At 48.1% G+C, this 25,539-nt stretch carries 26 protein-coding genes; 20 read left to right on the top strand and 6 right to left on the bottom strand.

Annotated features, from left to right (window positions below; translation table 11 throughout):
• Window positions 1-31 precede the first annotated feature (31 nt).
• The 6 genes from ACTTK6_RS06680 (at window position 32) to ACTTK6_RS06655 (ending at window position 5,334) form a co-directional block, all read left to right on the top strand.
• Window positions 32-493, top strand: coding sequence for a GNAT family N-acetyltransferase (locus tag ACTTK6_RS06680; protein WP_462833027.1), 462 nt, complete (start codon window positions 32-34; stop codon window positions 491-493).
• Window positions 494-512: 19 nt separating this feature from the next.
• Window positions 513-2,222, top strand: coding sequence for an FAD-dependent oxidoreductase (locus ACTTK6_RS06675; RefSeq protein WP_462833026.1), 1,710 nt, complete (start codon window positions 513-515; stop codon window positions 2,220-2,222).
• A gap of 150 nt (window positions 2,223-2,372) precedes the next feature.
• Window positions 2,373-3,299, top strand: a complete 927-nt coding sequence (locus ACTTK6_RS06670) for an ABC transporter ATP-binding protein (RefSeq protein WP_094908253.1) — start codon at window positions 2,373-2,375, stop codon at window positions 3,297-3,299.
• On the top strand, window positions 3,296-4,255 hold the full coding sequence (locus tag ACTTK6_RS06665) for an ABC transporter permease (protein WP_079475255.1): 960 nt from the start codon (window positions 3,296-3,298) through the stop codon (window positions 4,253-4,255). The genes ACTTK6_RS06670 and ACTTK6_RS06665 overlap by 4 nt, the downstream gene beginning before the upstream one ends.
• A 72-nt stretch (window positions 4,256-4,327) precedes the next feature.
• Window positions 4,328-4,771: a DUF4064 domain-containing protein gene (locus ACTTK6_RS06660; protein ID WP_079475256.1), complete on the top strand. Its 444-nt coding sequence runs from the start codon at window positions 4,328-4,330 to the stop codon at window positions 4,769-4,771.
• 50 nt (window positions 4,772-4,821) lie between these two features.
• Window positions 4,822-5,334 (top strand): metallophosphoesterase family protein, encoded by a 513-nt coding sequence (locus ACTTK6_RS06655; protein ID WP_462833025.1) that lies wholly within the window; start codon window positions 4,822-4,824, stop codon window positions 5,332-5,334.
• Here the strand turns inward: ACTTK6_RS06655 and ACTTK6_RS06650 are convergent.
• Window positions 5,319-6,656 carry a dihydrolipoyl dehydrogenase family protein gene (locus ACTTK6_RS06650; RefSeq protein WP_462833024.1) on the bottom strand — a complete coding sequence of 446 codons (1,338 nt, stop codon included), beginning with the start codon at window positions 6,654-6,656 and terminating at the stop codon, window positions 5,319-5,321. The genes ACTTK6_RS06655 and ACTTK6_RS06650 overlap by 16 nt on opposite strands.
• Before the next feature lie 101 nt (window positions 6,657-6,757).
• Between ACTTK6_RS06650 and ACTTK6_RS06645 the strand changes: the two genes are divergently transcribed.
• From ACTTK6_RS06645 to ACTTK6_RS06625, 5 genes are all read left to right on the top strand, one after another.
• The gene (locus ACTTK6_RS06645; RefSeq protein ID WP_462833023.1) at window positions 6,758-7,936 is read left to right on the top strand and encodes an MFS transporter; all 1,179 of its coding nucleotides are present in this window, start codon (window positions 6,758-6,760) and stop codon (window positions 7,934-7,936) included.
• Between the two features lie 256 nt (window positions 7,937-8,192).
• Window positions 8,193-9,035: an arylamine N-acetyltransferase gene (locus tag ACTTK6_RS06640; protein WP_462833022.1), complete on the top strand. Its 843-nt coding sequence runs from the start codon at window positions 8,193-8,195 to the stop codon at window positions 9,033-9,035.
• A 119-nt stretch (window positions 9,036-9,154) separates the two neighbouring features.
• Entirely contained in the window at window positions 9,155-9,691 is a 537-nt protein-coding gene (locus ACTTK6_RS06635; protein WP_079476974.1) for a GNAT family N-acetyltransferase, read from the top strand.
• Between the two features lie 137 nt (window positions 9,692-9,828).
• Window positions 9,829-10,485, top strand: a complete 657-nt coding sequence (locus ACTTK6_RS06630; RefSeq protein WP_462833021.1) for a futalosine hydrolase — start codon at window positions 9,829-9,831, stop codon at window positions 10,483-10,485.
• Window positions 10,482-11,315, top strand: coding sequence for a 1,4-dihydroxy-6-naphthoate synthase (locus tag ACTTK6_RS06625; RefSeq protein ID WP_094908247.1), 834 nt, complete (start codon window positions 10,482-10,484; stop codon window positions 11,313-11,315). The genes ACTTK6_RS06630 and ACTTK6_RS06625 overlap by 4 nt, the downstream gene beginning before the upstream one ends.
• Before the next feature lie 35 nt (window positions 11,316-11,350).
• Here ACTTK6_RS06625 and ACTTK6_RS06620 read toward each other — a convergent pair whose 3' ends face one another.
• The gene (locus ACTTK6_RS06620) at window positions 11,351-12,295 is read right to left on the bottom strand and encodes a DMT family transporter (RefSeq protein ID WP_462833020.1); all 945 of its coding nucleotides are present in this window, start codon (window positions 12,293-12,295) and stop codon (window positions 11,351-11,353) included.
• Between the two features lie 129 nt (window positions 12,296-12,424).
• Here ACTTK6_RS06620 and ACTTK6_RS06615 point away from each other — a divergent pair, with 129 nt between their 5' ends.
• Window positions 12,425-13,435, top strand: a complete 1,011-nt coding sequence (locus tag ACTTK6_RS06615) for a S66 family peptidase (protein ID WP_079475264.1) — start codon at window positions 12,425-12,427, stop codon at window positions 13,433-13,435.
• A gap of 14 nt (window positions 13,436-13,449) precedes the next feature.
• Complete coding sequence (locus ACTTK6_RS06610) at window positions 13,450-13,986, top strand: GNAT family N-acetyltransferase (RefSeq protein ID WP_462833019.1); 537 nt, start codon at window positions 13,450-13,452, stop codon at window positions 13,984-13,986.
• Window positions 13,987-14,016: 30 nt separating this feature from the next.
• On the opposite strand, the gene ACTTK6_RS06605 is transcribed toward ACTTK6_RS06610, so the two are convergent.
• The gene (locus ACTTK6_RS06605) at window positions 14,017-14,379 is read right to left on the bottom strand and encodes a VOC family protein (protein WP_462833018.1); all 363 of its coding nucleotides are present in this window, start codon (window positions 14,377-14,379) and stop codon (window positions 14,017-14,019) included.
• A gap of 142 nt (window positions 14,380-14,521) precedes the next feature.
• Between ACTTK6_RS06605 and ACTTK6_RS06600 the strand changes: the two genes are divergently transcribed.
• Window positions 14,522-15,139, top strand: coding sequence for a flavin reductase family protein (locus tag ACTTK6_RS06600; protein WP_079475267.1), 618 nt, complete (start codon window positions 14,522-14,524; stop codon window positions 15,137-15,139).
• 46 nt (window positions 15,140-15,185) lie between these two features.
• Here the strand turns inward: ACTTK6_RS06600 and ACTTK6_RS06595 are convergent, their stop codons facing one another.
• Both ACTTK6_RS06595 and ACTTK6_RS06590 read right to left on the bottom strand, forming a co-directional pair.
• Window positions 15,186-16,217 carry an LLM class flavin-dependent oxidoreductase gene (locus ACTTK6_RS06595; RefSeq protein ID WP_079475268.1) on the bottom strand — a complete coding sequence of 344 codons (1,032 nt, stop codon included), beginning with the start codon at window positions 16,215-16,217 and terminating at the stop codon, window positions 15,186-15,188.
• 157 nt (window positions 16,218-16,374) lie between these two features.
• Entirely contained in the window at window positions 16,375-16,608 is a 234-nt protein-coding gene (locus tag ACTTK6_RS06590) for a hypothetical protein (RefSeq protein ID WP_079475269.1), read from the bottom strand.
• Between the two features lie 81 nt (window positions 16,609-16,689).
• Here ACTTK6_RS06590 and ACTTK6_RS06585 point away from each other — a divergent pair, with 81 nt between their 5' ends.
• The 5 genes from ACTTK6_RS06585 to ACTTK6_RS06565 all read left to right on the top strand — a co-directional run bounded on the left by ACTTK6_RS06585 (window position 16,690) and on the right by ACTTK6_RS06565 (window position 23,648).
• On the top strand, window positions 16,690-17,709 hold the full coding sequence (locus ACTTK6_RS06585) for a hypothetical protein (protein ID WP_462833017.1): 1,020 nt from the start codon (window positions 16,690-16,692) through the stop codon (window positions 17,707-17,709).
• 165 nt (window positions 17,710-17,874) lie between these two features.
• Window positions 17,875-20,364 (top strand): rhamnogalacturonan lyase, encoded by a 2,490-nt coding sequence (locus tag ACTTK6_RS06580; protein ID WP_462833016.1) that lies wholly within the window; start codon window positions 17,875-17,877, stop codon window positions 20,362-20,364.
• 199 nt (window positions 20,365-20,563) lie between these two features.
• Window positions 20,564-21,637, top strand: coding sequence for a tartrate dehydrogenase (locus ACTTK6_RS06575; protein WP_462833015.1), 1,074 nt, complete (start codon window positions 20,564-20,566; stop codon window positions 21,635-21,637).
• 309 nt (window positions 21,638-21,946) lie between these two features.
• Window positions 21,947-23,182 carry a C40 family peptidase gene (locus ACTTK6_RS06570; protein WP_462833013.1) on the top strand — a complete coding sequence of 412 codons (1,236 nt, stop codon included), beginning with the start codon at window positions 21,947-21,949 and terminating at the stop codon, window positions 23,180-23,182.
• Between the two features lie 187 nt (window positions 23,183-23,369).
• Window positions 23,370-23,648, top strand: coding sequence for a peptidoglycan-binding domain-containing protein (locus ACTTK6_RS06565; protein WP_158219103.1), 279 nt, complete (start codon window positions 23,370-23,372; stop codon window positions 23,646-23,648).
• Window positions 23,649-23,694: 46 nt separating this feature from the next.
• Here the strand turns inward: ACTTK6_RS06565 and ACTTK6_RS06560 are convergent, their stop codons facing one another.
• Entirely contained in the window at window positions 23,695-24,630 is a 936-nt protein-coding gene (locus tag ACTTK6_RS06560; protein ID WP_462833068.1) for an aldo/keto reductase, read from the bottom strand.
• A gap of 196 nt (window positions 24,631-24,826) precedes the next feature.
• On the opposite strand from ACTTK6_RS06560, the gene ACTTK6_RS06555 reads away from it, so the two are divergent.
• Window positions 24,827-25,402 carry a hypothetical protein gene (locus ACTTK6_RS06555; protein ID WP_094908241.1) on the top strand — a complete coding sequence of 192 codons (576 nt, stop codon included), beginning with the start codon at window positions 24,827-24,829 and terminating at the stop codon, window positions 25,400-25,402.
• The last annotated feature ends 137 nt before the right edge of the window (window positions 25,403-25,539 follow it).

Genomic DNA, 25,539 nt, shown 5'->3' with positions numbered 1-25,539 from the left:
ATAAGTAGGATACTGAAAAGGAGGCGTGGTTATGTATATTAAAAGAACGGAAGACCCGGCGCTGCTCAGCCGGCTGAACCAATCGCTGCATGAATGGCACGTAAACCTTCATCCTGAACTGTTTTTTCCTTACGATCAGCCTTCAGCCCAGGTGTATTTTGAAAACAAGCTGGCGGACGACTGCCACATGTTTTTTATTGCTGTCGAAGACGAAGAGCCGCTCGGCTACGTTTGGCTTGAATTACGCAAAGAAAAAGGAAATGATTTTAAAAGACCTTCACATTACGGCTATATTTACCAGATCGTAGTGAAAGAGCAGCATCAGGGCCAGGGCATTGGAGCTTTTTTAATGAAAGAAGCGGAATACGTAGCGCGTGACTACGGGGCAGACAGGCTTGAGCTGGACTATTTGGCGCAGAATTATATAGCGGAAGCTTTTTATAAGAAAATCGGGTATGAATCAAAACGGGTAACTGTGCATAAGGAGCTTTGAAAGGATGGGGTCCGGGGAAATGATAACGACTCATACTAATATAATTATCGTCGGAGCAAGTATTGAAGGACTTGTGCTGGCACGAGCTCTGGAGCGCTACGATGTAGACGTCCGGCTGCTTGAAGCAGAGAAAGCTCCTGCCCATGAACCAAAAGCGCTGCTCCTGTATGCACGAACGCTTGAACTGCTCGATAGTATTAACCTGGCAAAACCATTAATGGAGACAGGGGCGGCCTATCGTTCCCTGGAATTCAATTACGAAGGAAAAAAGATTTTTACCCCTGCCTTTGATTTTTTAAAAAAAGAATCGTATTATCCGTTAGTACTATCGATGGCTAACTGTGATATGCAGCGTGTGTTGCGGCGTGCGCTGCTGAAAACGTCTGTGGAATGGGGGGCGCGCATTACGCACCTAAAACAGAACGGATTAAAAACAGAAGCGATAATTGAATCAAACAATATGGACGAGCGGGTGGTGGCTGATTATATTGTTGGAGCTGATGGAATTGAAAGCGCTGTGCGGCAGCTGGCTGCCATTAAATGCAAAATGGATAAAGGCTCGGAGTTAATGATGGCGGATGTTCAAACAAAGCAGCAGCTGACAAATAATGCTCCGACCATGACATTTAATAAAAGAGGGATTATGTTTGCTGTAGACCTTCCCGGTCATCAGGCAAGGGTTATGATGGTCGACCGTGGCAAGCCCAATGCCCGACGGGAGAATACGGAAGTCTCTCTGCAGGAACTTTACCAGAAAATCACCGGACATATCCTTCCAATGCAAACGACAGTAAATATGCAGTCGAAGCAGGCTGTTTTCCATCAGGCGAAAGAATTTCGTGCAGGGGATGTCTTTTTAGTAGGTGAAGCTGCCCATGCTCATCACCCGATGACTAGCCAGAGTGTAAACCTCGGTATTCAGGATAGTATTAATTTAAGCTGGAAGCTTGGTATGGTATGCGTCCGGGCATGCCCGGAAACACTGCTTGATTCATATGAAGCCGAGCGGCTTCCGGTCGCAAAAAAAGTTAACCGCACAACAGATTGGACGATCCGGAGCCTGACCGTTCATAAGCCTGTCGCTGTACAGGCAAGAGACCGTACGCTGAAAATAGTAGAAATGATCGAACGGCTCCCCGAAGCCTTTATCCGGCGGCTGTCACATTTGTCTGTACGATACCGGGCATCTGCGCCGGCCCTAAAAGAAGAGCTCAGGCGTGAAGGGGTTCTGCGCCCGGGAGACCGGGTGCCGGATGCAGTACTGACAGATTTTGAAAACCAAACAACCAGATTATATGAACATTTGCAGGAAGGGAAGTTTTTATTTGTGATGCGGACGAGCGGCAGCCGGATTGATAAAGAATACGCGTTTATCAAGCGTTGGCTCCGCAAATCTGCCCCGTATTTTGGTGACATGGTACAGCCTGCATTAGTGGCACCGACACCAACAATGGGGCAGCCTGATGATATTCTGTGTTGGAGTGAAAGATATTTAAGCAGGGATTTCCGCCGATTAATCGGACCGGGGGAGTCTATGCTTGTGCGGCCGGATGGTTATTTGCTTTTTCACAGCGATGCTGCAGGCTGGAGCGATTGGAAGGACGCGGTGGAGCTGTTCCTTGCAGCCGGGGCTGAGTGGAATTTGGAAGAGCAAGAGACCGGGAAGTGGCGCCAAAGCATCAAATCGATCAGCCGCAGATGGAAAAAGCAGCTGACGTTCAGCAGATAAATTTTTTAAGCCGGAGCCCTCCCAGTGGTTTCCGGCTTTTTTGAAACGTATGTATATCTTTCACGTAAAATTGAAAGAAAACATTGACACCTTCGTTCCAAAAATAGGAAAATGAACGGGTTGAATGCAGATAATTAAGGAGAGGAAACCATGTCATCGATTTTAGAAGTGAATGACGTACATAAGCGTATTCGCGGTAAAGAAATTGTTCAGGGACTGCAGTTCTCTGTTGAGCCGGGTGAAGTGTTTGGTTTTCTTGGGCCGAACGGCGCTGGCAAAACGACCACAATTCGTATGATGGTAGGGCTTTCCCCCATTACGTCGGGAGACATCCTTATTGACGGTCACAGTATTCAGAAATCATATGCGAAGGCAATTAAGCAGGTTGGAGCCATTGTGGAAAACCCGGAAATGTACAATCATTTGTCGGCAGAAAAAAACCTGATTCATTTTGCCCGCATGAATGGAAAAGTATCTCACGGGCGCATTGACGAGCTGCTTGATCTGGTAAAGCTCGGGCACGTGAAAAAGAAAAAAGTACGGACGTTTTCTTTAGGAATGAAGCAGCGTCTTGGTATCGCCCAGGCTCTTCTTCACCGGCCGAAGCTGTTGATTTTGGATGAGCCGACGAATGGTTTGGACCCGGAAGGGATTCGAATGGTGAGGGCTTATCTGCGCCGGCTTGCGGAGGAGGAAGGACTTGCGGTAATTGTTTCGAGTCATTTGTTGTCGGAGATGGAGCTCATGTGCGACCGTTTTGCGATTATTCAGGACGGTCAATTGATTAACATTGAAGATCAGCGTTTCTCGCAAGGGGAAGGACGCCTGCTGCCGTACCGGGTTGACGTTGGGCCGGAAAGAACGGAAGCGGCTGTGCAGATAATAAAAGAAGCTTATCCCGATCTGAAAATAGAAGAAGCAGACCAGCGGCTGACGGTATACATAGAAAAAGAGAAAGTGCCTGCTCTTCTGCGCTATTTAATGGAAACCGGGTTTGACTTGTATGAAGCAAAAGAAGATAGACAAACGCTCGAAGACCGGTTTCTTCAGGCAACGTCGAAGGAGGATTCCTCATGATCCGTTTGATTCAAAACGAATGGATGAAGCTCTTCTGGCGCATCAGTACGTGGGTAATGGCAGCCATTCTGCTTGTTGGAGTAGTAGGCGTTCTTATCTATGCCGCCACCAACCAGCCATCTGCGGATGAGCTGCCGTCGGAAGCGCAGTGGAAGGCTCAGCTGGAGCAGCAAATTGTTGAAGATCGTCAGGCACTCGAGGACAGCGGTGCTGCAGAGGGATTTTACGAGCAGAGGATCGCGGAGAACGAATACCGCATTCAAAATGATCTGCCGCCGCAGAGCGCAACTGGAGAAAGCGTCTGGTCGTTCATGAGCACAAATACTGCTTTACTCGATCTATTGAGTATTTTCGTTATCATCGTAGCAGCGACCATTATTTCCTCAGAATTTAAAAGCGGAACGATTAAGCTTCTGCTGGTGCGTCCGCCGTCCCGGATCAAGATACTGATGTCCAAATACGTTACGGTTATCCTGTATGCTGTAGGTATGCTTGCGCTGCTGTTTGGGGCCTCGTTTGTCCTGGGGGCCCTCTTCTTTGGATTTGGCGAGCCGTCCACAGAGTTAATCTACACGGACGGAGAGGTCGAACAACGGCCGCAGGTGCTTGCGCTTGCAATCGACTACCTGACAGGCTCGGTAAATTTCGTCATGCTTGCCACACTCGCATTTGCTATTTCAGCCATTTTCCGCAGTGAAGCAATGGCGATTGCTATCAGCGTTCTGCTGTATGTGGTGGGAGCGGGTGTAACAAGCACCTTGGCCATCGCCTACAACTGGCCGAAATATCTGCTGTTTGCCAATACGAATCTAAACCAGTATTTCACCAGCAGCGGCCCGCCGGTGGAAAGCATGACGCTTGGTTTTTCCGTTACCGTCCTGATTGTGTACTGGCTGATTTTCATGGGTTTTGCAGTATGGATGTTCAAAAAGAGAGAAATCAGCGTCACCGGTTAAGGAAAGTTGTTTGAATCCCAGTGTAGACAGGGAACAAAAATATTGAGAGTAAATGAAGAGGAGTGTGCGTCTATGGTGAAACGTACGGCAGAAAAAGCGCTTGGAATTATTGCGGCTGTCTTAAGCGGCCTTGGGGTTATTTTAGGAATTGTTTTTCTATTTGTAGATGCTTCTGCCTTGGAGGAAGCAAATCAGATGGTTCAAGAGCAAGGTGGAGAAACATTGAATACTCAAGATATGGCTGCTCAATTTACTGCCATTGGTATTAGCCTGATTATCTTTTCAGCGATCGCAACGATTCTTGCAGTGGTGGGCGTCTTTATGCTTAAACGCAATAAACGTGCTGTCGCTTCAGGCATTTTGTTTTTCCTTGCGGCGATCGCGGGATTTATAGCAGTCAATATATTTGCCATCGTTCATTTTATTCTGCTCGTTGTGGCAGGCGTCATGGCTATTGTCCGCAAGCCGGCCGAGCCGACGGATAATTCTTCAGACGTTCAGGAATATCCAGAATAACAGAAACGGGCTCCGAGACCTTCGGAGCTCTTTTTTATGAGGAGGATTGGATGAGGGTACTGGTAATTGCAGACACCCATATGCCGAAAAAGGCCAAAGAGTGGCCCGGGCAGCTGCGCCCGGAATTCAATGCAGCTGACTATATTATCCACGCCGGAGACTGGCAGAGCCCGGAAGTATGGGAAGAATTAAAGCAGTATGCCCCGGTTGCCGGCGTGTACGGAAATGTTGACGGTGAGGATATCAAAGCTCTCGTGAGTGATAGGGTGGAAATTGTTTTGGAAGGATGGCGTATAGGGATTGTACACGGTCATGGTGAAAAGGGGACGACGGAAAAAAGGGCCGGGGAAGCCTTCGCCCCGGGCCAAAAAGACATTATCATTTTCGGTCATTCTCACATTCCCTATCTGCGCTATGCCGGAAAAACGTTGATGTTTAACCCGGGGTCGCCGACGGATAAGCGAAAAGCGGCCATGTTTTCCTACGGGCTGCTTGATCTTAGCCCGGGCCACGTTGAAGCCCGGCATATATTTTTCCCCAAAAGAGGTCAAACGAAATACTGAAGATCGGAAGCATTTGTAGGGTAAGCAAACATCGTTTGGGATAAGGAGCTCGCCGGGATTTCATGCTGAATGACAAGTGTCATGTAATTGATGAAGGAGGCTGCGTCGCTGTTCAATGCGTGCGCGCCAACCACGGTGTCTCTTTCTTTATCAATAATCAATTTTACAAAAGCCGTTTTTTCGTTTTTATGCTTGTACGTAAACCAGGAACTGACATCCTCGGTGACGATGGACAAACCATTGGCTGAAGCTTTTTCTCCGGTCATCCCAACTGCAGTCAGGCCAGGCACAGTGAATGCTGCAGAAGCAATTGGGCCATAGTGAACGGGGGTGCTGTTGTTTTCGAGCAGATTAGTGGAAACATACCCTGCCTCAAATCCGGCTAACGGGGTTAACGGGCTCCCGGAAGTATCAGCACAATCGCCTGCAGCGTAAATATTTTCATTGGTCGTATTTTGAAGGTACTCGTTGACGGTTATTCCGTGTTTCTCATCATAGGCAGCTCCGGCATTTTCCAGCTCCAGGGCTTTTACATTTGGCGTCCGGCCGCTGCCGTGAACGATAATATCGCCGTAAAACGTTTCGGCAGTTCCTTCCTTTTCAGCATGAACTTTATAGCCCTGGCCTTCGGGAATTATTTCTGCTGCTTCGGTGTATAAATGTACATGAACACCGATAGATTCAGAGTAGTCGATCAGCTTTTCTACAAGCTCAGTATCAAATCCTTTTAAAGCACGTCCCCCGCGCTGTAGAATATGAACATCGGCGCCTGCCCGTTTAGCAAGATGGGCAAACTCAAAAGAAATGTAACCGCCACCGATGAAAACAATGCTTGACGGGAGATGGTCAAGCTCAAGAAAATCGTCACTGCTGAGCATGTACCCGGCTCCTTCAACTGGAAGCTCCGCCGGACTGGCCCCGGTGGCGAGCACAAATTTTTTACTTTTAATCTGCCGGCCGTCCAGTTCTATCGTTTCACGATCGATGAAACGGGCGCGCCCGTGCAGGGTATCAATACCACTGTCTTTTAGGCTTTGTTCAATTGTTTCGGGTACTTCCTGGACAAAAGTACGTTTGAAATTCATTAAATCCTCCCAGTGAATGGATAAACTGCCTTCGAGGCCGAGGCCCTTCAGGCGCTGGGCCTGCTCGAGGACCTCTGACGCGTGGATTAACACTTTCTTCGGATCGCATCCGCGCAGGGCGCAGGTGCCGCCGAAAGGACGTTCGTCTATGATCGCTGTTTTCCACCCGGCCTCATTTAAACTTCCAGCAGTGGTCATGCCCGCCGACCCGCTTCCGATTACGATAACGTCATACATAGTATTTACCTCCTTTGATCTCTTCGTTACTATTCCTTTTGATGGAAGAAATAAAACGGAGCATCACGCCGGAAACTATTACTGGAAAGAAGGAACAACGCATGCAGTATGAAACAAGTGAATTTAGCAAAGAACGACTGACGACGGGGCTTTTATTCTGGTCAGGGCTGATTGTGATGTCGAGTTTGTATATGACCATTCCGCTGATACTTACATTTTCAGATGCCTTTCAAGTTTCTGCTGGAGAAGCAGCCTGGGCGGGTAGTATTTTTTCAATCTTTTTTGCGGCTGGCTGCCTGGTGTACGGTCCACTGTCAGAAAGAGTGGGAAGGAAACGGACTATTGTGGCGGGCCTGCTCGTACTTGCCGTTGTAACGCTTCTCCTCGGTATGGTGCCGACCTTTTCTGCTCTGCTCATCGGCCGGGCCTTCCAGGGACTCGCGGCTGCTTCCTTTTCGCCGGTGGCGCTTGCATATATTGGAGATATGTTTGCCCCGGCTAAAAGAGGCTCCGTTATTGGTTTTATCAGTGCTGGCTTTTTAATTGCAGGGATTTTCGGCCAGACGTGGAGCAGTGCTGCCGTTCAGGCTGCCAACTGGCACTGGGCCTTTTTGCTGCTTGGCCTCGTCTATGTGCTCACCTTCGTGCTGATGTGGCGACTGCTTCCGGTAGACCCATCCAAAGGAAAAACGGGCGGAAAACCATCTTTCCTCTCTCAGCTGCAGAGAGCAGTCAAAAATAAAAGCCTGATGCTCTGCTTTTTAGTCACGCTCTCTGTGCTTATGGTTTTTGTCGGAATGTATTCTTCGCTCGGCCAGTACCTGCAGGGAACGTTTGAGTTAAGTCAGGGCGATATTCTATATGTTCGCGCAGCTGGATTGATCGGCATTAGTGTTGCTTTTTTTACCGGCAGATGGAGCAGGCGGGTGGGCAGTCCGTTTATTCTCCGTGCCGGCCTTGGCGTGGGGGCGCTGTCGCTTCTCTTGATGGTCGTGTCTGGCAGCTTGTGGCTGCTGGTTACGTGGAGCGTGCTGTTTACGGTCGGTGCTGGGTTAATTGTGCCTGCTATTATTGCGCTAATCAATCAGGTTGGTGCTGAAGTGAGAGGCGTGGCGACTTCGCTGTATACATTTATTTTATTTATCGGTGCTAGTATCGGCCCGGTGCTTAGCACCGCGGTCAGTCAAACCGTATCTGTTGAATGGGCCTTTGGGGTGCTGGCCTTAATTTATGCCATCAGCTTTGTCACCGCTTTGGGGATCCGAGTGCCTGACCAGTAAAGAAGCCGGCGAACGGCTTCTTTTTACGCTAATGTAATTTAACCTTACATATTCTTTCTTTAAAGCAGGGTTCAACGGAAAAAAGCGTAGGGATAATATAGCTAAAAGAAGAAAATAAGAGAAAACCTAACAAAGTTTTTCTTTTTGAGTCGCTGGATTACTCGAAATTTTCAGAAAACAATGGTATGATAAACATCTAAATAGGCGGACAAGAGAAATTATATTTAGATAATCCAGATAAATGGGAGTGGTGAACATGGTTAAAAACAGCACGAAGCGGTATTTGAATGCCCTGCGTTTGACGGTGGAGGAGCCTTCTTTTTCTTATCTGGCAAAAATCATGAACGCTCATTTATTTACTCTGCCGTTTGAAAATGTGAGCAAATTAATATACTACCAGGAAAATGCCTGGGAAAATTATACCCCGGACACACAGAGCTTCGTCGATAACTTTGAAAAATACAAGTTTGGCGGAACGTGCTTTACCGTTAATCAAAAGGTGGCGGCTATACTTCAGGATTTAGGCTTTGATGCTTATAACATTAATATGGGGCCAGAGCATATCGCGACTGTTGTCCGGCTGCAGAGCGAGCATATTCTCGTGGACTGTGCCGTTTCAGCACCGATTTTTTCGCCGGTGCGCCTGGAAAGATCCGACCGGAATATTTATATATATCATGACGAAAAAATTGTGATCAGCCCAATGGATAAGGAAAACAATCTGTATGAATTTAAACGGTATATCAAAGGAACGCTGACAAAAGACCAGTGGGTATTCGACGCCGGGCTGCCAAGAAGCCAAAGCTATCTTGATGAAATGGTTGCCCGTTCCCACCAGCAAGGCGCTATGTTTATGTCACTGTTGAGGCTGCAGATATGGCAGCCGACGCGAAATATTACGCTGAAAAATAATCGGGTGCGCATTTATCACCCCGATGGAACTACAGAAAAAAGAGAGCTGCAGTCGATTGAAGAGATCGAGGAAGTGGTGCAGCATGAATTCGGGCTCGAAAAACTGCCTGTACGAAAAGCAATTGAGTGTCTCGAGGCAAGGGGGATAGACGTATTCGCCTCCTTAAACAAAGAAGAAGCTTTTTAAATGAAACCGGCGCTATGTGCGCTGGTTTTTGTCTGGACATGGTTGCGGGCTGTTATCTGTATCGCATATGATAGACAGATAACATTACCACGGGGCAGGTGTTTGAATTGAATAATGCAATGGCTGAGGTGGAGTTGGTTCCCTTTGAACAGGCACATTATGAGAAGTTAATCGAATGGGTGCCAACGGCTGATTTTTTAAAACAGTGGAGCGGAGAAGCTTTTACATACCCACTGACTGCAGAACAGCTCGATGAGTACCGAAAACAGCAGGAGGGGGATAAGCCTGAACGGCTCATTTATACTGCGCTGCACCAGGCGACGGGCGAGCCGGTCGGCCATATATCACTTGGAGTTATTAATTATCATGATCGTTCCGGCCGGATAGGCAAGGTGCTCGTCGGAGATGAGAAGATGCGCGGTACGGGGCTCGGACAGTGGATGGTCAGGGAGGTATGCCGCACCGCTTTTGATGAATTACAGCTGCACCGGGTGGCGCTGGGAGTTTTTGACTTTAATGTTTCCGCTTTGCGCTGCTATGAGCGGGCGGGCTTTCAACGGGAGGGGTTGAAAAGAGACCTCCGTCTCGTAGGTAACACGTATTGGTCCCTGGTGGAGATGAGTATGCTCGAAGATGAATGGGAGAAGCTGCGCTGATCGCTGGGGGCAGCTGTTACACTCATTTCTGGAAATTTTACAGGGGAAGGTTCATAATAAAAAGACAGGGGCCGGCTGTGCTCTTGTCTTTTTTATGAAGAGCAGTAACGGCTTGACTACGGCTTGGAGGGAAAAGTATGGGAAAAGAACCATCTGTACTGATAATGGTTTCTGTAGAGGCGGAAAAAGAGGCTCTGATGGCAGCAGCAGAAGCCCGGGATTCCTGGAACATACAGGTAGGCGGCGTGGGGGCAGCACCGACGAGTGCCCGGACAGCGCTTTTGCTTGCGGAACGCGACTATGATTTAGTTATAAGCGCCGGCATTGCAGGTGCATTTCCGGATAAAGCCTGGCTGGGTGATATTGTGGCGGCCAGCGAAATTATTGCAGCAGACATGGGTGCAGAAACGGAAGAAGGCTTTGCGCCGCTTGAAAAGCTCGGCCTGGGACCGACACACTTTACGACAGAAAAAACGTATACGCCCGAGTTACTCCAGAAGCTTGTGGAACAGGGAGTTTCGGCTGTGGAAGCCCCCGTGCTTTCGGTGTCTACTGTCACTGGCACCCAGGCGACGGTCAACCAACGGGCTTTTTTGTATGAAGACGCAGCGGCAGAAGCAATGGAGGGCTATGGTGTGGCTGCAGCCGCCAGCTATTTCAATGTTCCGGTAATGGAACTGCGCGCTATCTCAAATGAAGTCGGGCCGAGGGACAGGGACGCCTGGGACATCCCGGGAGCCCTGCGGTCCCTGCGGTCGGCTGTACTTATATTGCAGGAGGTTATATCATCATGAAAATAGCTTTTTCTCCGTGTCCCAACGACACATTCGTCTTTCATGCCTGGACGCATGGATTGTTAAAAGATACTCCCGCTCCGGGGGTTACATTTGCAGATATTGATATTACCAACCACTGGGCAGCGAACAAAGAAGGGCCGGAAGTGATGAAAATTTCTTACGCGGCTCTTCCGTGGGTGCTTGAAGATTATGCTCTTCTTCCAAGCGGCGGAGCTCTTGGATACGGCTGCGGGCCTCTAGTGTTAACTAAAGGGGAAAAAACGCCGGAACATTTGATTGGTAAAACGGTAGCGGTGCCGAGTGAACGGTCCACGGCTTATCTGCTTTTTCGTTTATGGGCATCCAAAGTGATCCCTGAAGGAGTCGGAGAAATTAAAGTGATGCCCTTCGAGGATATTATGCCGGCGGTCAGAGACGGCGAAATAGACGCGGGCCTTGTCATTCATGAAGCTAGATTTACGTATCATAATTACGGCCTGTCGCTCGTAGAAGACATGGGCAGTTGGTGGGAAAAAGACACGGGCTTTCCGATTCCGCTTGGAGCCATTATTGCCCGCCGTCATTTAGAGACGCAGGCACTTGCAGATAATGCCCGTCGCTCCGTGGAATATGCATGGGAGCATCCGGAGGCATCAAGTGATTTTGTCATGGAAAATGCCCAGGAAATGTCACCGGAGGTGGCCCAGTCCCATATCGAGCTGTATGTCAATGAATTCACGCGCAATCTCGGTGAAGACGGGTACGCCGCTGTAGAGACGCTGCTCGGGCGGGCGATGGAAGAAGAATTAATCCCTTCCTTTGATCTTAAAAAAATCAGGCTGTATTAAATAAGGAAGCTTCACCTGGAAACAGGCGAAGCTTCTTAAATATCTGCGGTTTTTATTTTTCTTGCGGCTAAAGCAGCACGGAGGCTGTGAAGAATCATGCCTGCGAGCACGAGCGCCATACCAGAGAAGGTCAACACTGAAGGTGCTGCGGTATGAAGCAGAAGCATTTCACCGATAAGGGCAAAAAGCACTTCACCTGACTGTGTGGCTTCGACGCCGGCTAATTTGGCAGTATCGTTTTTAACCAGCTCGGTGGCGTAAAAAAACAGCACTGTAGCGATAATGCCGGAAGAAACAGCTACGATAAAAGACTGCGAAATCTGGGATCTGCCGGGAAGTCCGTGTACGGAAGCCCCATACAATGCTAAAATAACCCAAAAGGGCATGCTCGCAATCGTCATGCCAAGCACCCGCTGGAAAGTAGTGAGCCCGTTTCCAGCTATGTGCATCATTTTCCGGTTGCCAAGCGGATAGGCAAAGGCAGCCAGAAGCAGTGGCAGCACGCAGAGCCACACGTTTAAAAGCGGAACGGCCGAAGCATGTTCAGCCTGCATAATAAACACTCCTGCCAAAATCACTAAAGAGATCAGGACGCTCTGCAGTGGAATACGCTGCTTAAGTCCCGGGGTTTTATGTAAGAAAGGCACAAGCAGCGATCCGGCAATGATAGTAATCTGGAAAGTGGCAGCAACAAGCCAGCCGGGACCGTAAACGGTGGAAAAGGCAAGCGGTGCATAGAACAGCCCGAAGCCGATAGTACTCCAAAGAAGCCATTCTGCCGGACGGCTGCGAAGGTGATGGAAAACAGGACGCAGCCGGTTTTGGGCTGCCACGATCACTATGAGCATGGGGAGCATAAAAAAATAACGAAGCGACGCACTCCAGGCCCAGTGGCCGCCGGAAAGTTCCATTGAGCGGTTTAAAACAAATGTTACGGAAAAGAAGAGGGCAGCTGTAAGACCCAGTAAAATAGCTTTCATTTAAGTGGACCCCCTTCGATACAATATCTGATTATTGTATCACAGCTAAAAATTTTTCCCAATATTCTGTTGAATAAGACGACGGTCCGCAGTGGTTCTGAAAAATTCAGTAAGGAAAGCAGGTGGAGCATGAAGTACCCTGAAGCTCTGAAAAAAGGAGATACAATTTACGTAACAGCGCCATCGAGCGGAGTGCCTGCATCTTTACATGGGGTGCTTCAACAGGCCGTTGAAAGAATTAAAACGAGAGGGTTTCACGTTCGGGTGGGGGAAACAGCATGGATGCAGCACAAAGCAGCAAGCGCCGATCGTTTTCAAAGGGCCGAGGAGCTGATGATGGCCCTTGCAGACCCGGAGATTCGGGTAGTGATGCCGCCGTGGGGCGGGGAACGAATCGTAGACATTCTGCCGCTGCTCGAATGGGAGTGGCTGCGTGAGCTGCCGCCTACCTGGATCATTGGTTATTCTGATACGAGTACGCTTGCCTTTGCCTATACGATGATGACCGGAACAGCTTCCGCCCATGGCACAAACCTGTTTGACCTGGCCGCACCTATTTGGGATGATACCACAAAGAAATGGGAACAGGCTTTAAAAGCTCCCCTGGAAGAAGCCATTTATCAGCATTCAAGCCCCTATTATCAATCATCCTGGGATAAGGCGTTTGAACAGCCAGGGTCGGGTTTTGCCCTGGATACACGAACGTCCTGGAAACACCTAGAGGGAGCGAATACAGATGAGTTGAGCGGGCGCCTGCTCGGAGGATGTCTGAATACGCTGACACGTCTTGTCGGTACTCCTCTGGACCGGGTGCAGCAGTGGCGCTCAGAGAAGCTCATTTGGTACCTGGAATCCACAGGCATGGATGCAGCTGAAATCCATCGCTCTCTGTGGCAGCTGCAGCAGGCGGGCTGGCTGGACAATGCGGCAGGCTTAATTATCGGACGCCCTGAAGGATATAGCGATACAGAAGACTTTACCATGGAAGACAGCCTGCGGGAATTATTCGGCGGACGTCTCCCAGTGTGGTACGACGCTGATATTGGTCACATGCCTCCGCAGTGGACATTTATTAACGGGGCGTTTGCGAATCTTCGTTTTGACCGCGGCGAGGCCGAGATGACCATGAGGAAAGCATAGAAGGGGGGAGCACCGTGCAGTTAGAGAGCAGCCGGCTGCTTTTGAGGCCATTTTTAGAAAATGATATAGATGAGTTAGCGGCGCTTGCAAATGACTACCGTATTGCGAAAACCACCATCGAGCTCCCGTACCCTTATACAAAAGAAGATGCAAGGTGGTGGATTGGCCATCATCCAGGCTGGATTGAAGAGGGTTCCCGCTTTCCGTTTGCTGTCACTAAAAAAGGTGAAGGCGAATTAATGGGAAACATTACGGTGCGCATGCAGCCTGAACACCAGCGCGGTGAGCTTGGCTACTGGCTCGGCACGGACTACTGGGGCAGCGGTTATATGAGTGAAGCAGCAGAGCTGGTAAGGGACTTCAGTTTCCGTTCATTGGAAGCACACCGGCTGATTGCCCCCGTGATGAGTAAAAATCAGGCTTCAGTCCAGGTAGTAAAGCGAATTGGAATGCGTTACGAAGGCACTCTGCGCCAGGACGTATGGAAATGGAGCCGGTATGAGGATGTAGATATGTACGGCATGCTTGCAGCCGAATGGGGCCAGGCATAAAACAAGCGCTGCCGGATATGGCAGCGCCTTTCAGCCTTTTAACAGAAATACGTTATCATCTTCATCGCGAAAACTGGCATAGGTAATGCCGTTCATTTCTGTCGGTTCTTCGTCAAAAACAATGTTCTGGGCTTTCATCCACTGGTAGGAGGCATGCACATTGTCGCAGTCAAAAACAATTGATGGCTTAAGCTCCTGCCAGTTCAGGACATAGGATTTAGGGTAAATAGCGATCGCTGTTTCCGCTCCGGGGGGCGCAACTTCCAGCCGGTAGGCATTCGGCCCAAGCGGGTCCTCGCTGCGGATCTCAAATCCTATTTTTTCTGTCCAAAATTCTTTTGCCCGCTGCTGATCTTCTACATATACAGCTGTAGAGGCAATTTTTCCTATCATTTTTATACTCTCCTTTAGGCGCATTATTTCATTATATCAACTGCGCATAAAAATCCAAAAGAAATATTTTGCAATTGTTCTTTTGAAAGGGAGCAAGGCTGGGAATAAATATAAAATATTCGAAAAAAGGAGACTGCGTACTATGCATGAACTGCATCCAGGCGACTTGCCGGTAAAAGAAGTGTACAAGCTGCTGACGGGATCGGTCATTCCCCGTCCGATAGCTTTTGTTACCACAATGGCAGAGAACGAAACATTAAACGCAGCACCGTTCAGCTTTTTTAATGCAGTGAGTCCCGATCCTCCAGTATTAATGATATCGATCACGAGAAAGGACGGGAAACTAAAGGACAGCGCGAAAAATATTTTAGACCGGGAAGAATTAGTAGTTCATATAAGCGATGAAGGTATTGTAGAGGATTTAAACATTACGGCTGCAACGCTTCCGCCGGAGGAAAATGAACTCGAGCATACTGTGTTACATACGGTGCCAAGCAGAATGGTGAAAGTGCCGGGAATTGAAGAGGCCAATATCCGCTTTGAATGCCGCCTGCACAAGCACGTGCCGCTTCAAAATGCCGGCGGGAATATTACCCAGGATGTTATATTTGCAGAAATTGTATGTATTCATGTTTCAGAAGGTGTATATGACAGGGAACATAATTATATTTTGCCTGATAAGCTGAAGCCGGTAGCCCGCCTGGCTGGAAATGATTATTCAAAGCTGGGGGAGTTATTTACGCTCGAACGGCCAAAATAGAAAAAAGCCGCAACTGTTGCTTTAAGGCAACAGTTGCGGCTTTTTATTAGAGGGAAGCTGCAGTGGCGGTTGATTGCTTTTGTACTTCTTTAATAAGTTCATAGGAACGAAGGCGTTTAGTCTGGTCGTACACACTGCCGCTAATCATAATTTCGTGAACCGGAACGTTCGACGAAAATTCTTCAAGCTGCTGGCGTACTGATTCTGGCCCACCCTGGATCGTGCCGGCCTCCCAGCGTGCCATCATCGCTTTTTCCTGCGACGTCCAAAGCGCGTCCATATCTTCAACCGGCGGCTGTATTTTGCCCGGGCGGTTGCGGATCAAGCTGAGAAACTGCTGTTTCATCGTAGTGCCGAGGTAATCGGCTTCCTCGTCTGTTTCGCCGGCAATCACATTGATGCCGGTCATGGCGTAAGGCTCATCAAGCACTTCAGACGGCTGGAATGAATCCAGATACAGCTGCAGGGCTGCCTTCATATTCTCAGCCGCAAAGTGGCCGGCGAAGGCGTACGGAAGGCCGAGCTGTCCGGCGAGCTGGGCGCTGAATCCGCTGGAGCCAAGCAGCCAAATAGGAATATCCAGGCCTGCGCCCGGCACGGCCTTTACCTGCGGGGGCACGGCCATGCTGGCTGGGTCCTGGAAATATCTCTGCAGCTCTTCAAGACGGGCTGGGAAGTCTTCTCCGCTGTTTACATGACGGCGAAGAGCTGCCGCTGTCGTTTGATCAGTGCCTGGTGCCCGGCCGAGTCCTAAATCAATGCGTCCGGGATAGAGGCTTTCGAGTGTGCCAAACTGTTCAGCAATTGCGAGCGGAGCGTGGTTGGGAAGCATAATGCCGCCGGAACCGAGACGGATGCTTGATGTACCTCCGGCCAGATAGCTGATTAATACAGATGTAGCCGAACTTGCGATGCCTTCCATGTTATGGTGTTCTGCCACCCATAAGCGGTTGTAGCCGAGTTTCTCGGCATGCTGGGTCAATTCCAGGCTTTTTTTGAACGAATCCCCAGGTGTTTCTCCTTCATTTACTGGGGACAAATTTAATACCGAAAGCGGCATATCTTTAAATGCTGGCATGAATATCTCTCCTTTATATGACACGTCCTGCTGGTAATTGAATCATAGAAAATTATACGCCTCCTTTATGCTGTTATTCAAAAAAGGTGCTCAATACCGAAAAATTTTCTAGTATAATAAAGGCACCCTGCCAGTAAAAGCAGAGCGCCTGAACTTATCATCTGGTCAGCCGTTTATTGTGGTTTTCAGCTGATTTATAGGCATCAATAATGCCAATCAGCCACATAACCGGCATCGTAACAAATCCGATGACCACCCATAAAAGCAAACCATTAATGAATTGAATAACAATAAAGATAATGCCTTTCATAAACTGTCCGTTGTAAATCTGGCCCAGCCCGGTAATGAAAAAACTGAGTACGGCAGCCAGGCCGGCGCTTTTCATGTCCATAATTAATAGTCTCCTTTATGCTTCGATACTTTTATGTTTCCGTCATTACCTTATTTAAAACCAGGGAAGGTGTGCAAATGCATGAATATTGTATTATCCGGGTTCGGGGCTGTCGGACAGGCAGCAGCCCATGTATTAATGAATAAAGCAAAGGAATGGGAGCGCACGTATGGAATCCATATAAAAATTACTGCCGTGCTCGACCGCAGCGGGGCAGTAGTGCATAGCAGCGGATTGGATCTAAAACAACTGCTGCAGATGAAAGCGGAAACCGGCGGGGTGGATAACGGGGCGCTTCCCCCGAGAAATGTGGATCAGCTGTGGGTGGACAGCCGGGCTGATATATTTATTGATGCAGCAGAAACAAATACACTAACCGGAGGATCCGGGCTGCCGCTAATACAGTCGGCATTAAAGCACGGGCTGGACGTGGTTTGCGTCAGTAAAGGAGCGCTTGCCTACGCCTGGGATGACCTGCATGAGCTCGCTGAAGCGTGTGGAAGAACAATAAAATACAGCGGAGCGGCAGCTGCTGCTCTTCCTGCCGTGGACACAGCTCTGTATAGCTTAGCCGGGGCGGAAGTACACACCATCGAAGGGCTGCTGAACGGGACAAGCAACTTGATTGTGACAAGGGTCGCAGCTGAAAATATCACGCTGCAAAAAGCGTGGGAAACAGCAAAAAAAGAAGGCAAAGCTGAGGCAGATCCTTCTGAGGATATTGGAGGAAAAGATACGGCGCTGAAAATGTATTTTCTGGCAAAAGCCTGTCTCACACCAGAAATAAACTGGAAAAGTATTACAATACGCGGTCTGGACCAGCTCTCCGCTGTGGAATGGAAGCAGGCAGAACAAGGGAAAACAAAGTGGAAATTAGTCGGAAAAGCACGCAAAACAGAGCAGGGGACTACAGTGTCTGTCGAGCCGAAGCTGCTGACAGCGGAGCATCCTTTCTTCCACGTGGATGGAGCCGAGAAGGCGGTGCTTTTTTCCACGGATACGATGGGCACAGTTCTCGTTTCCGGCGGAGCATCATCACCAACAGGAGCAGCCGCTGCCGCCTGGAAAGACGTTATTCATCTTGCACGCGAAAGAGCCTGAGTAAAGGCTCTTTTTTATTCCCAAATGGCTGAAAAACCCTCTATAAGTAATAGGAGGAATATCGTTCCTGAATTGAGAAATAATTTCTTTAAATAATAAGACTCGCCTCCGGAGAAATTATAAGATAAATAATGTAAGCGATTACAAATTTTACGGGGGGATTAGATGAAGTTTCGCGTATTAGGAATTGCAGCGGCCACTGTCTGCGCTATAGCCTTTACAGATGGAGAAACAGCCTCTGCGAAGGACACGCAGGAAATTCAAAGCACAGACCGGGGGTTGATTGCCCACGAAACGGAAGAAGGAGTCTTTTTAAGCTGGAGACTGTTTAAGGAAGAAGCTACAGCTGCAGCTGAAAACGGCCTGGAGGGCGAAAATTTTATTGTATACCGCGACGGTGAAAAAATCGCGGAAGTGAAAAACAGCACTAATTTTGTTGATGAACAAGGAAGCAGCGATGCTGAATATAGAGTGAAAGCAGAAGCTGCAGATGAAAAGAGCGAAGCGGTCGTCCCTGAAAATGAAAGATACTATGAGCTTCCGCTGCAAAAACCGGAAGGGGGAACAACTCCGGCCGGAGAGGATTATGAATACACAGCCAATGATATGGCCGTAGCTGACATGAATAATGACGGGAAAAATGAATACGTGGTTCAGTGGGATCCTACCAATTCTAAGGACGTGTCACAGAACGGATATACTGGCAACACATACATTGACGTGTACACCATGGAAGGAAAGTTGCTTTACCGTGTGGATTTGGGGAAAAACATCCGCTCGGGGGCCCACTATACGCAGTTTTTGGCATACGATTTTGATGAAAACGGCCAGGCCGAGCTGATGATGAAGACAGCGCCTGGCACCAAGGTGCTACAGTACGATGAAGATGGAAACCAGGTCTCGGAGGAATTTATTACTATGCCGGAAAAGGACAAAGAGGCCGGTTATTCCCATGAAGATGATTACCGGCTGAGCAGTGAAGATTATTATGAACACGTGGTGGACATGTTTATGGAGTGGCCGGAGTATGAAGAAGTAAAAAGCGGCCAGTGGCCGGAAACACTTGAAGAAGCCTTCGGTATTGAGCAGCGGTACGATTATCCGCTCGAACGTGAAGAAGTTGAAGAACTGGCAGACTATTTCATGGATGAATATGCTCCGGAGCGAAGCGACCGGAATAATTTACGGAAATTTGAAGGCTTTATTGTAGACGGGCCTGAATACTTAACTGTATTTAATGGAAAAACGGGAGAAGAAATGGATACTGTCGATTATGAACCTGGACGCGAGGATGACGGGCTGCGCTGGGGGGATTATGCAATGGAGCGTATTGAACCGGGAAACCGTGTGGACCGGTTTTTGGCGGCTCCAGCTTATTTAGAAGAGGACAAGCCTTACGCCGTATTTGCCAGAGGCTATTATACGCGGACAGGAATTACCGCATATGAATGGGATGGCAGTTCTTTAACGAAGCATTGGGAGGCAGACAGCGGCTTTACACCGATGGATAATCCATTTAATGCGTCCCCGCACGGCACGGACGGTACCGATGAAGAATTGGGAGCTTTAGCCGGGCAGGGGAACCATTCACTCAGCACTGCCGATGTTGATGGTGACGGCAGCCAGGAAATCATTTACGGGGGAGCAACCGTAGACAATGATGGTTCACTATTATACAGCTCTTCCGCCGAGCTTCCAGAGGGGAGTGCAGATCCGGGAGCAGAAGCGAAGTTTGGACACGGGGATGCGATGCATGTGGCAGATATCGACCCGGAACGTGATGGTCTTGAAATTTTTTCTGTATTTGAAGGGGCTGCTAATGCTCCCTACGGCTATGCTCTGCGTGCAGCGGAAAATGGAGAAGTGCTGTACGGGGAATATACCGGAAAAGATACCGGTCGTGGAATGATTGGAGATATAGTGCCTGGCTCTCGAGGAATGGAAACATGGGCCGTGGATCTCCGGGCTGCGGATGGCGAAGTGTTGGATGACGATATCCCTGGTACAAATATGAATATTAAATGGGCAGGCGACGGTACCACCCAGATCATTGAAGGATCCGGAGAAGAGGCGCCAAGGATCGTGGATGGAAACGGGGAAACAGTGCTGGAAGCGGAAGGAACAAGAACAAATAATGGTACGAAAGGAAACCCGGGCCTGGTGGCTGACGTCTACGGGGACTGGCGTGAAGAATTGCTTGTACGAACAGAGGACAGCTCTGCCGTGCGTATTTATACCAACACCAGCTTGACGGATACGAAAATGTACAGCCTGATGGAGGATGTGCAGTACCGTACCGGCATCGCCTGGCAGAATACTGCCTATAATCAGCCCGCCTATCCAAGCTTTTATTTTGGCTCGGACATGGACTGGGAGCAGGTCCCTCTAGCCGAAAGCAGTTCTGTTTCATACGAAAGTCTGCAGGCCTCGCTGAAGCAGTATATAGAGAATGATGAAGCGGGACGCCCGGTGGCCAAGCAGCTATCAAATACATTGAAACAGGCTGTCCATCACCAGGAAAAAGGCAGGGAAGATAAAGCGCTGGATTTTCTAAAAAAATTTAAACAGAAGCTCATTAAACAGGAAAGTCATCTGTCCGATGATGCTGCGGAGAATTTGACTGAACAGGCAGAAAGCCTTTTGGAAGAAAATTAAGCAGAGATTTTTTAGTCAACGAAACAAATGAAAACCCATAAGCTTTTTGCCCGCCTCGTGTGCTGCAAAACTGCTTATGGGTTTATTTTTGTTCACCATGAATATTTACTACTGAAAGCGTAAAGTAAATAAAAAAAGATGACAAATACAAAAAGAAATGGAAAAATGAAAGTGCATACATTAAAAAGGAGATGACAGAATGAATACATATACTATTGCATCAATTGCAGGAGACGGCATAGGCAAAGAGGTAGTTCCGGCTGCCTGGAGAGTATTGAAAACGCTTGAGAGAGTGCAGGGAGACTTCGAGCTGCGTGTGACAGATTTTCCCTGGAGTTGTGACTATTACCTTGAACATGGTCGAATGATGCCGGAAGATGGTTTGTCGCAGCTTGAAGCATTTGACGCCGTGTTTTTAGGAGCGGTAGGCAATCCCAGTCTTGTACCGGACCATATTTCTTTATGGGGGCTTTTGATTAACATTCGTCGCGGCTTTGAGCAGCAGATTAACGTGAGGCCCTCCCGTCAGTTTGAAGGACTTGCTTCTCCGCTCGCAAATCCGAACCAGTTTAATTTAATGGTGGTCAGGGAGAATAGTGAAGGCGAGTACAGCGAAGTTGGCGGTAGGATGTACAGCGGTGAGGATGAAATTGCGATTCAAAACAATGTATTTTCCAAAAAAGCAGTAAAAGCAGCTATGGATTATGCTTTTCAAATGGCTGAAGCCCGCAAGGGTCACGTCACCTCTGCGACAAAATCCAATGGCATCGTATTTTCTATGCCCTTTTGGGATGAAGTGTTCAACGAAGTAAAAGAGCGCTATCCGGAGATTGGGACAAAGGCAGAACACATTGATGCTTTGGCCGCGGCTTTTGTTACTAAGCCGGAGAAAATGGATGTTGTTGTCGGGAGCAATTTATTTGGGGATATTTTAACAGATATCGGAGCTGCTTTAATGGGAAGCATTGGCATTGCCCCGGCAGCCAACATTAATATTAACGGAAAATATCCGTCAATGTTTGAACCGGTGCACGGGTCCGCGCTGGATATTGAAGGCCAAGGACTGGCTAATCCCCTCGGCCAGTTGTGGACAGCTCAGATGATGCTTGAGCACCTCGGAGAAAACAAGGCAGCGGAGACATTAATGAACGCTATTGAACATGTAATCAAAGACGGAATAGTTACAAAAGACCTTGGAGGCAATGCCTCTACCGAAGAAGTAGTGAAAGCAGTCGAAGAATATTTAACATCTGAAATTGAAAATAGGTATTAGTTGATAGGTAATTGTTATTAGAAGAAGTACAGTGGTGAAAAATAAAAACATTCAAAAGTCTTGGTAAATAGCTTTATTGAAACTAAAGACCCTTTTAATTTACATTTTATTCTTATTAAAGCCAATATTACAGTTTTGATACAAATGTATTGAGTATATTGTCTATACCCCCTGGCACTTATATACTACTTGTACACAACAGAAGAATCAGACATCGCAGCACATGATCAAATTAGGGGGTGTATTCGCTGAAGCTTTTTGCATCACACATATGGTAAATTATGGTGCCGAAGCTTTAGGCGAAGGTATATGAAAAATTATGCATATCCAGCAACGATCGTTGCTGCAGCCACGGTAGTTTTTGCAGTTCCTGCTACAGCGGATGCTGCGTTAGGAGATCAAACACTGCGTCAAGGTTCGAAGGGTTCGGAAGTCAAAGAACTGCAGGAATGGTTAAAGGGAAACGGCTATCACAATGGAGCAATTGACGGGATATACGGGCCAGCAACAGCAGGTTCTGTCCAGGCTTTTCAACGCTCGGCGGGAATCACCTCTGACGGCATAGCCGGATCAAACACGTTTTCGAAGATGAATCTAGGTGGGGAAAAAGCTTCGTTCCCTCAGAGCTCTAAAGCCTCTGAAAGCTCTTCAGGCGCGTCTTCAAGTGTATTGAAAATAGGTGCTTCAGGCAGTGATGTCCGTGACCTGCAGGCCAAGCTGAAAAGCAAAGGGTTTCATAGCGGGGCGCTGGACGGGGATTTTGGACCTGTGACGAAATCTTCAGTTACCGCATTTCAACGTGCGGCTGGAATCGGCGTCGACGGTGTGGCCGGCCCGAACACGTTCAAAGCGTTAAACAGCTTCAAAGCATCTGATAAAACAGATAATTCAAGTACTGCCAAACCAGATAGCTCTGCTTCTGAAACTGGATCCAAAACGCTCCGGCAGGGACATACGGGCAACGATGTAAAAAGCGTGCAGCAGACACTTAAAAGCAAGGGATTTCTTTCAGGACCGGCGGACGGCCAGTTCGGCCCGCAGACTGCAGGCGCCGTGAAGGCCCTTCAGCGCGCAGCCGGCTTAAGCGCTGACGGAGTTGTCGGCCCTAATACATGGAAAGCGTTAAGCGACTCTTCGGTGAAAAACGGGAGCGGCACATCTTCGGAAAAGGTCAGCTCAGGCTCTTCGGGAAGCGTATCAGGACTGATAAGCACAGCGAAGCAGTTTATAGGCGTTCCTTATGTTTGGGGAGGGACAACGACGAGAGGCTTCGACTGCAGCGGGTTTACGCAATATGTGTACAAGCAAAATGGCACAAACCTTCCACGCACGGTAGCCCAGCAATATGCTGCGAGTAAAAAAGTATCAAGCCCGCAGGTAGGTGATATGGTATTTTTCACCACCTACAAAGCTGGTGCCTCGCATAACGGCATATACATTGGGAATAATCAGTTCATTCACGCAGGGTCCTCAACAGGTGTGACTATCAGCAGCATGAGCAATTCATACTGGGCTCCTCGCTATATAGGAGCTGGAAGCTTCTAATCTATACTTAGGGGCACGCTGTTCAGCAGAAACGGCGTGCTTTTTTAGTCTGCCAGGAAGGAACCAAAAGATTACACGGATGAACAGGGGGTTACGTGTTGGTTACAACTTTGTAATAGCCATTGTTCTGTCTGTACCCCGTGCTTACAATAACAGGGAAGCATTAGATAGAAAGCGTGGGATTACTATGAAAAGAAGCTTGCCAGCGTTCATGCTCGCTGTTTTGTTATTATTTGTGCCTGCCCAGGCCGATGCCGCTCTGAGCGGCGAAACGATTCGTCCTGGGGACCGGGGTGAAGAGGTGGAAGAGCTTCAGGAAGCTCTGAAGCAGGAAGGGTTTCATAGTGGAAAGACTGACGGTGTGTACGGTTCAGTTACCACGTCCTCAGTAAAAGCTTTTCAAAAATATGAGGGATTAGTCCCGGATGGTGTTGCTGGAGAAAACACTGTCGAAAAGCTTTCCTGATATAAAAGGAGCTGAAGCCGCGTTGGCTTCAGCTCCTTTTGTATTTTTAAGAAAAAATGCTGCTGATGTGGTCGACTTCTTCTTTAGTCAGGTTTACATTGGCGGTTTTTAAGTTATTCAGCACTTGATCGGAGCTTTTGGCTCCAGGAATCAAAACATCCACTGATGGCTGATGCAAATACCAGGCAAGTACGACGTGAGCGGTTTCTTCACCTTTTTGTTCAGCGATTTTTTTCACTTCGTTTACTTTACGAAGATTTTCTTTGAATGTTTCTCCCTGAAAATTCGGCTTTTGAGCGCGAATATCATTAAACGTTGTATTTTCATCATATTTTCCAGCTAACAGGCCGGATTCAAGCGGAAAGTAAGGGACGAAAGTAATGTTGTTTTCTGCTGTATATGGAAGAATATCTTTTTCAACTTCCCGGTTCAACAGATTATATTCCGACTGTACAACATCCACGTGCCCGTCCTTGTTCGCTTCTTTCAGCTGGTCCAGCGTGAAATTGGAAACGCCGATAGAACGGATTTTTCCAGCCTCTTTCATTTCCTGCAGAGCGCCGACGGCTTCATCTTTCGGCGTCTGTTCATCGGGGAAATGAATATAAAATAAATCAATATAATCCGTTTGGAGACGTCGAAGTGCGTCATCGACGGACTGTTTTAAAAATTCGGGGGAGTTATCCATGACCGTGTCCCCGTTATCGAGAAATTTATGGGCTGCTTTTGTGGCAATTACCACCTGATCGCGGGCGCCTTTTTCTTTTACTACTTCACCGACAAGTTCCTCTGAACGGCGCGGACCGTAAATAAATGCGGTATCGAGAAGCTCCACGCCATTATCGATGGCCGTGGCTGTCAGGGCTTTCCCTTGCTCCTCATCGAGCATATTGGGATAAATATTATGCCCGCCCACGGCGTTAGTTCCAAGACCAAGAGGATTTACAGTGACTTCCGAATTTCCAAGTGTTACTCGGTTCATTGCCATTTAAACGTCACTCCTTTGTAATTTCAGCACATTCATTCATATTTCACCTGTAACCAAAAGCTAAACATCCTTTAGCATATGTGGAAAAGCGTATATTTCCATAGAAATTCATGTTTATCCAAGGAAAGATAAAGGTAAGGAGTAGATAGGCTCTATTTCGAAGTACACTGAGAATAAAGGAGAGAGACATATGCCAGAACAGCAGAACAGTAAATTACCTATTATTATAGCTTCTGTTATCATTGCAGGGATCGGCGCAGTATTTTTAAACCGTTCAGCGCGTGATACAGTGAAGGAAAAGTCTTCAGAAGCAAAAGAAACAGCCAGCCAGTACAAAGAAAATGCCAAAAACAGCGATGCAGTGAATAAAGATGACTTTATGGAGCGTATCCAGAACGCTACAGAGCTGGCAAAAACAATCGGTACCCAGCTTCAAGATGTGTACAATAATTACGGAAAGGATCTGATCGCCCAGGTTCAAAAAGTGAAGAACGAGTCAGAAGAAGTCGTATCCACGGCGAAGGAAGCCGGCGAGGAGTTGAAGGGCGTAGGCGATACGGCAAAGGATGCTGGAGAAGAACTGAAAGAAGCCGGCAGCCAGGTGAAGGAAGCCAAAGATGAAGTTGCTGGCTCTGACGACGATGATACTAAAACCAAAGAGTATCAGAGCGCTACCGATGCTTCGAAGTACAGCGACAGCGATCTTCCAACGATCGGGTCCACCGGCAACATGGACGACGATATTAATAAATCCGCAAGAGAATAACACTAAGACTCCGAAGCGACCTTCGGAGTCTTTTTATGCCGGAGAGGATTGAAACGCCAACTGAATATGTTTATAATAAGTTAAGCGCTTAACTATATTTTTTGTTTAATTTTGAAAGCGATATCAAAATCAAAATA

The organism is Marinococcus salis, from assembly GCF_054971365.1.
The sequence above is the reverse complement of the archived record's forward strand: the minus strand, read 5'-3'. Positions and strand labels throughout refer to the sequence as shown.

Excerpts from the sequence above, each read along its gene's own strand:
- ACTTK6_RS06680 (WP_462833027.1), top strand. The coding sequence starts at position 32 with ATGTATATTAAAAGAACGGAAGACCCGGCGCTGCTCAGCCGGCTGAAC.
- ACTTK6_RS06675 (WP_462833026.1), top strand. The coding sequence starts at position 513 with ATGATAACGACTCATACTAATATAATTATCGTCGGAGCAAGTATTGAA.
- ACTTK6_RS06670 (WP_094908253.1), top strand. The coding sequence starts at position 2,373 with ATGTCATCGATTTTAGAAGTGAATGACGTACATAAGCGTATTCGCGGT.
- ACTTK6_RS06665 (WP_079475255.1), top strand. The coding sequence starts at position 3,296 with ATGATCCGTTTGATTCAAAACGAATGGATGAAGCTCTTCTGGCGCATC.
- ACTTK6_RS06660 (WP_079475256.1), top strand. The coding sequence starts at position 4,328 with ATGGTGAAACGTACGGCAGAAAAAGCGCTTGGAATTATTGCGGCTGTC.
- ACTTK6_RS06655 (WP_462833025.1), top strand. The coding sequence starts at position 4,822 with ATGAGGGTACTGGTAATTGCAGACACCCATATGCCGAAAAAGGCCAAA.
- ACTTK6_RS06650 (WP_462833024.1), bottom strand. The coding sequence starts at position 6,656 with ATGTATGACGTTATCGTAATCGGAAGCGGGTCGGCGGGCATGACCACT.
- ACTTK6_RS06645 (WP_462833023.1), top strand. The coding sequence starts at position 6,758 with ATGCAGTATGAAACAAGTGAATTTAGCAAAGAACGACTGACGACGGGG.
- ACTTK6_RS06640 (WP_462833022.1), top strand. The coding sequence starts at position 8,193 with ATGGTTAAAAACAGCACGAAGCGGTATTTGAATGCCCTGCGTTTGACG.
- ACTTK6_RS06635 (WP_079476974.1), top strand. The coding sequence starts at position 9,155 with ATGGCTGAGGTGGAGTTGGTTCCCTTTGAACAGGCACATTATGAGAAG.
- ACTTK6_RS06630 (WP_462833021.1), top strand. The coding sequence starts at position 9,829 with ATGGGAAAAGAACCATCTGTACTGATAATGGTTTCTGTAGAGGCGGAA.
- ACTTK6_RS06625 (WP_094908247.1), top strand. The coding sequence starts at position 10,482 with ATGAAAATAGCTTTTTCTCCGTGTCCCAACGACACATTCGTCTTTCAT.
- ACTTK6_RS06620 (WP_462833020.1), bottom strand. The coding sequence starts at position 12,295 with ATGAAAGCTATTTTACTGGGTCTTACAGCTGCCCTCTTCTTTTCCGTA.
- ACTTK6_RS06615 (WP_079475264.1), top strand. The coding sequence starts at position 12,425 with ATGAAGTACCCTGAAGCTCTGAAAAAAGGAGATACAATTTACGTAACA.
- ACTTK6_RS06605 (WP_462833018.1), bottom strand. The coding sequence starts at position 14,379 with ATGATAGGAAAAATTGCCTCTACAGCTGTATATGTAGAAGATCAGCAG.
- ACTTK6_RS06600 (WP_079475267.1), top strand. The coding sequence starts at position 14,522 with ATGCATGAACTGCATCCAGGCGACTTGCCGGTAAAAGAAGTGTACAAG.
- ACTTK6_RS06595 (WP_079475268.1), bottom strand. The coding sequence starts at position 16,217 with ATGCCAGCATTTAAAGATATGCCGCTTTCGGTATTAAATTTGTCCCCA.
- ACTTK6_RS06590 (WP_079475269.1), bottom strand. The coding sequence starts at position 16,608 with ATGGACATGAAAAGCGCCGGCCTGGCTGCCGTACTCAGTTTTTTCATT.
- ACTTK6_RS06585 (WP_462833017.1), top strand. The coding sequence starts at position 16,690 with ATGAATATTGTATTATCCGGGTTCGGGGCTGTCGGACAGGCAGCAGCC.
- ACTTK6_RS06580 (WP_462833016.1), top strand. The coding sequence starts at position 17,875 with ATGAAGTTTCGCGTATTAGGAATTGCAGCGGCCACTGTCTGCGCTATA.
- ACTTK6_RS06575 (WP_462833015.1), top strand. The coding sequence starts at position 20,564 with ATGAATACATATACTATTGCATCAATTGCAGGAGACGGCATAGGCAAA.
- ACTTK6_RS06570 (WP_462833013.1), top strand. The coding sequence starts at position 21,947 with ATGAAAAATTATGCATATCCAGCAACGATCGTTGCTGCAGCCACGGTA.
- ACTTK6_RS06565 (WP_158219103.1), top strand. The coding sequence starts at position 23,370 with ATGAAAAGAAGCTTGCCAGCGTTCATGCTCGCTGTTTTGTTATTATTT.
- ACTTK6_RS06560 (WP_462833068.1), bottom strand. The coding sequence starts at position 24,630 with ATGAACCGAGTAACACTTGGAAATTCGGAAGTCACTGTAAATCCTCTT.
- ACTTK6_RS06555 (WP_094908241.1), top strand. The coding sequence starts at position 24,827 with ATGCCAGAACAGCAGAACAGTAAATTACCTATTATTATAGCTTCTGTT.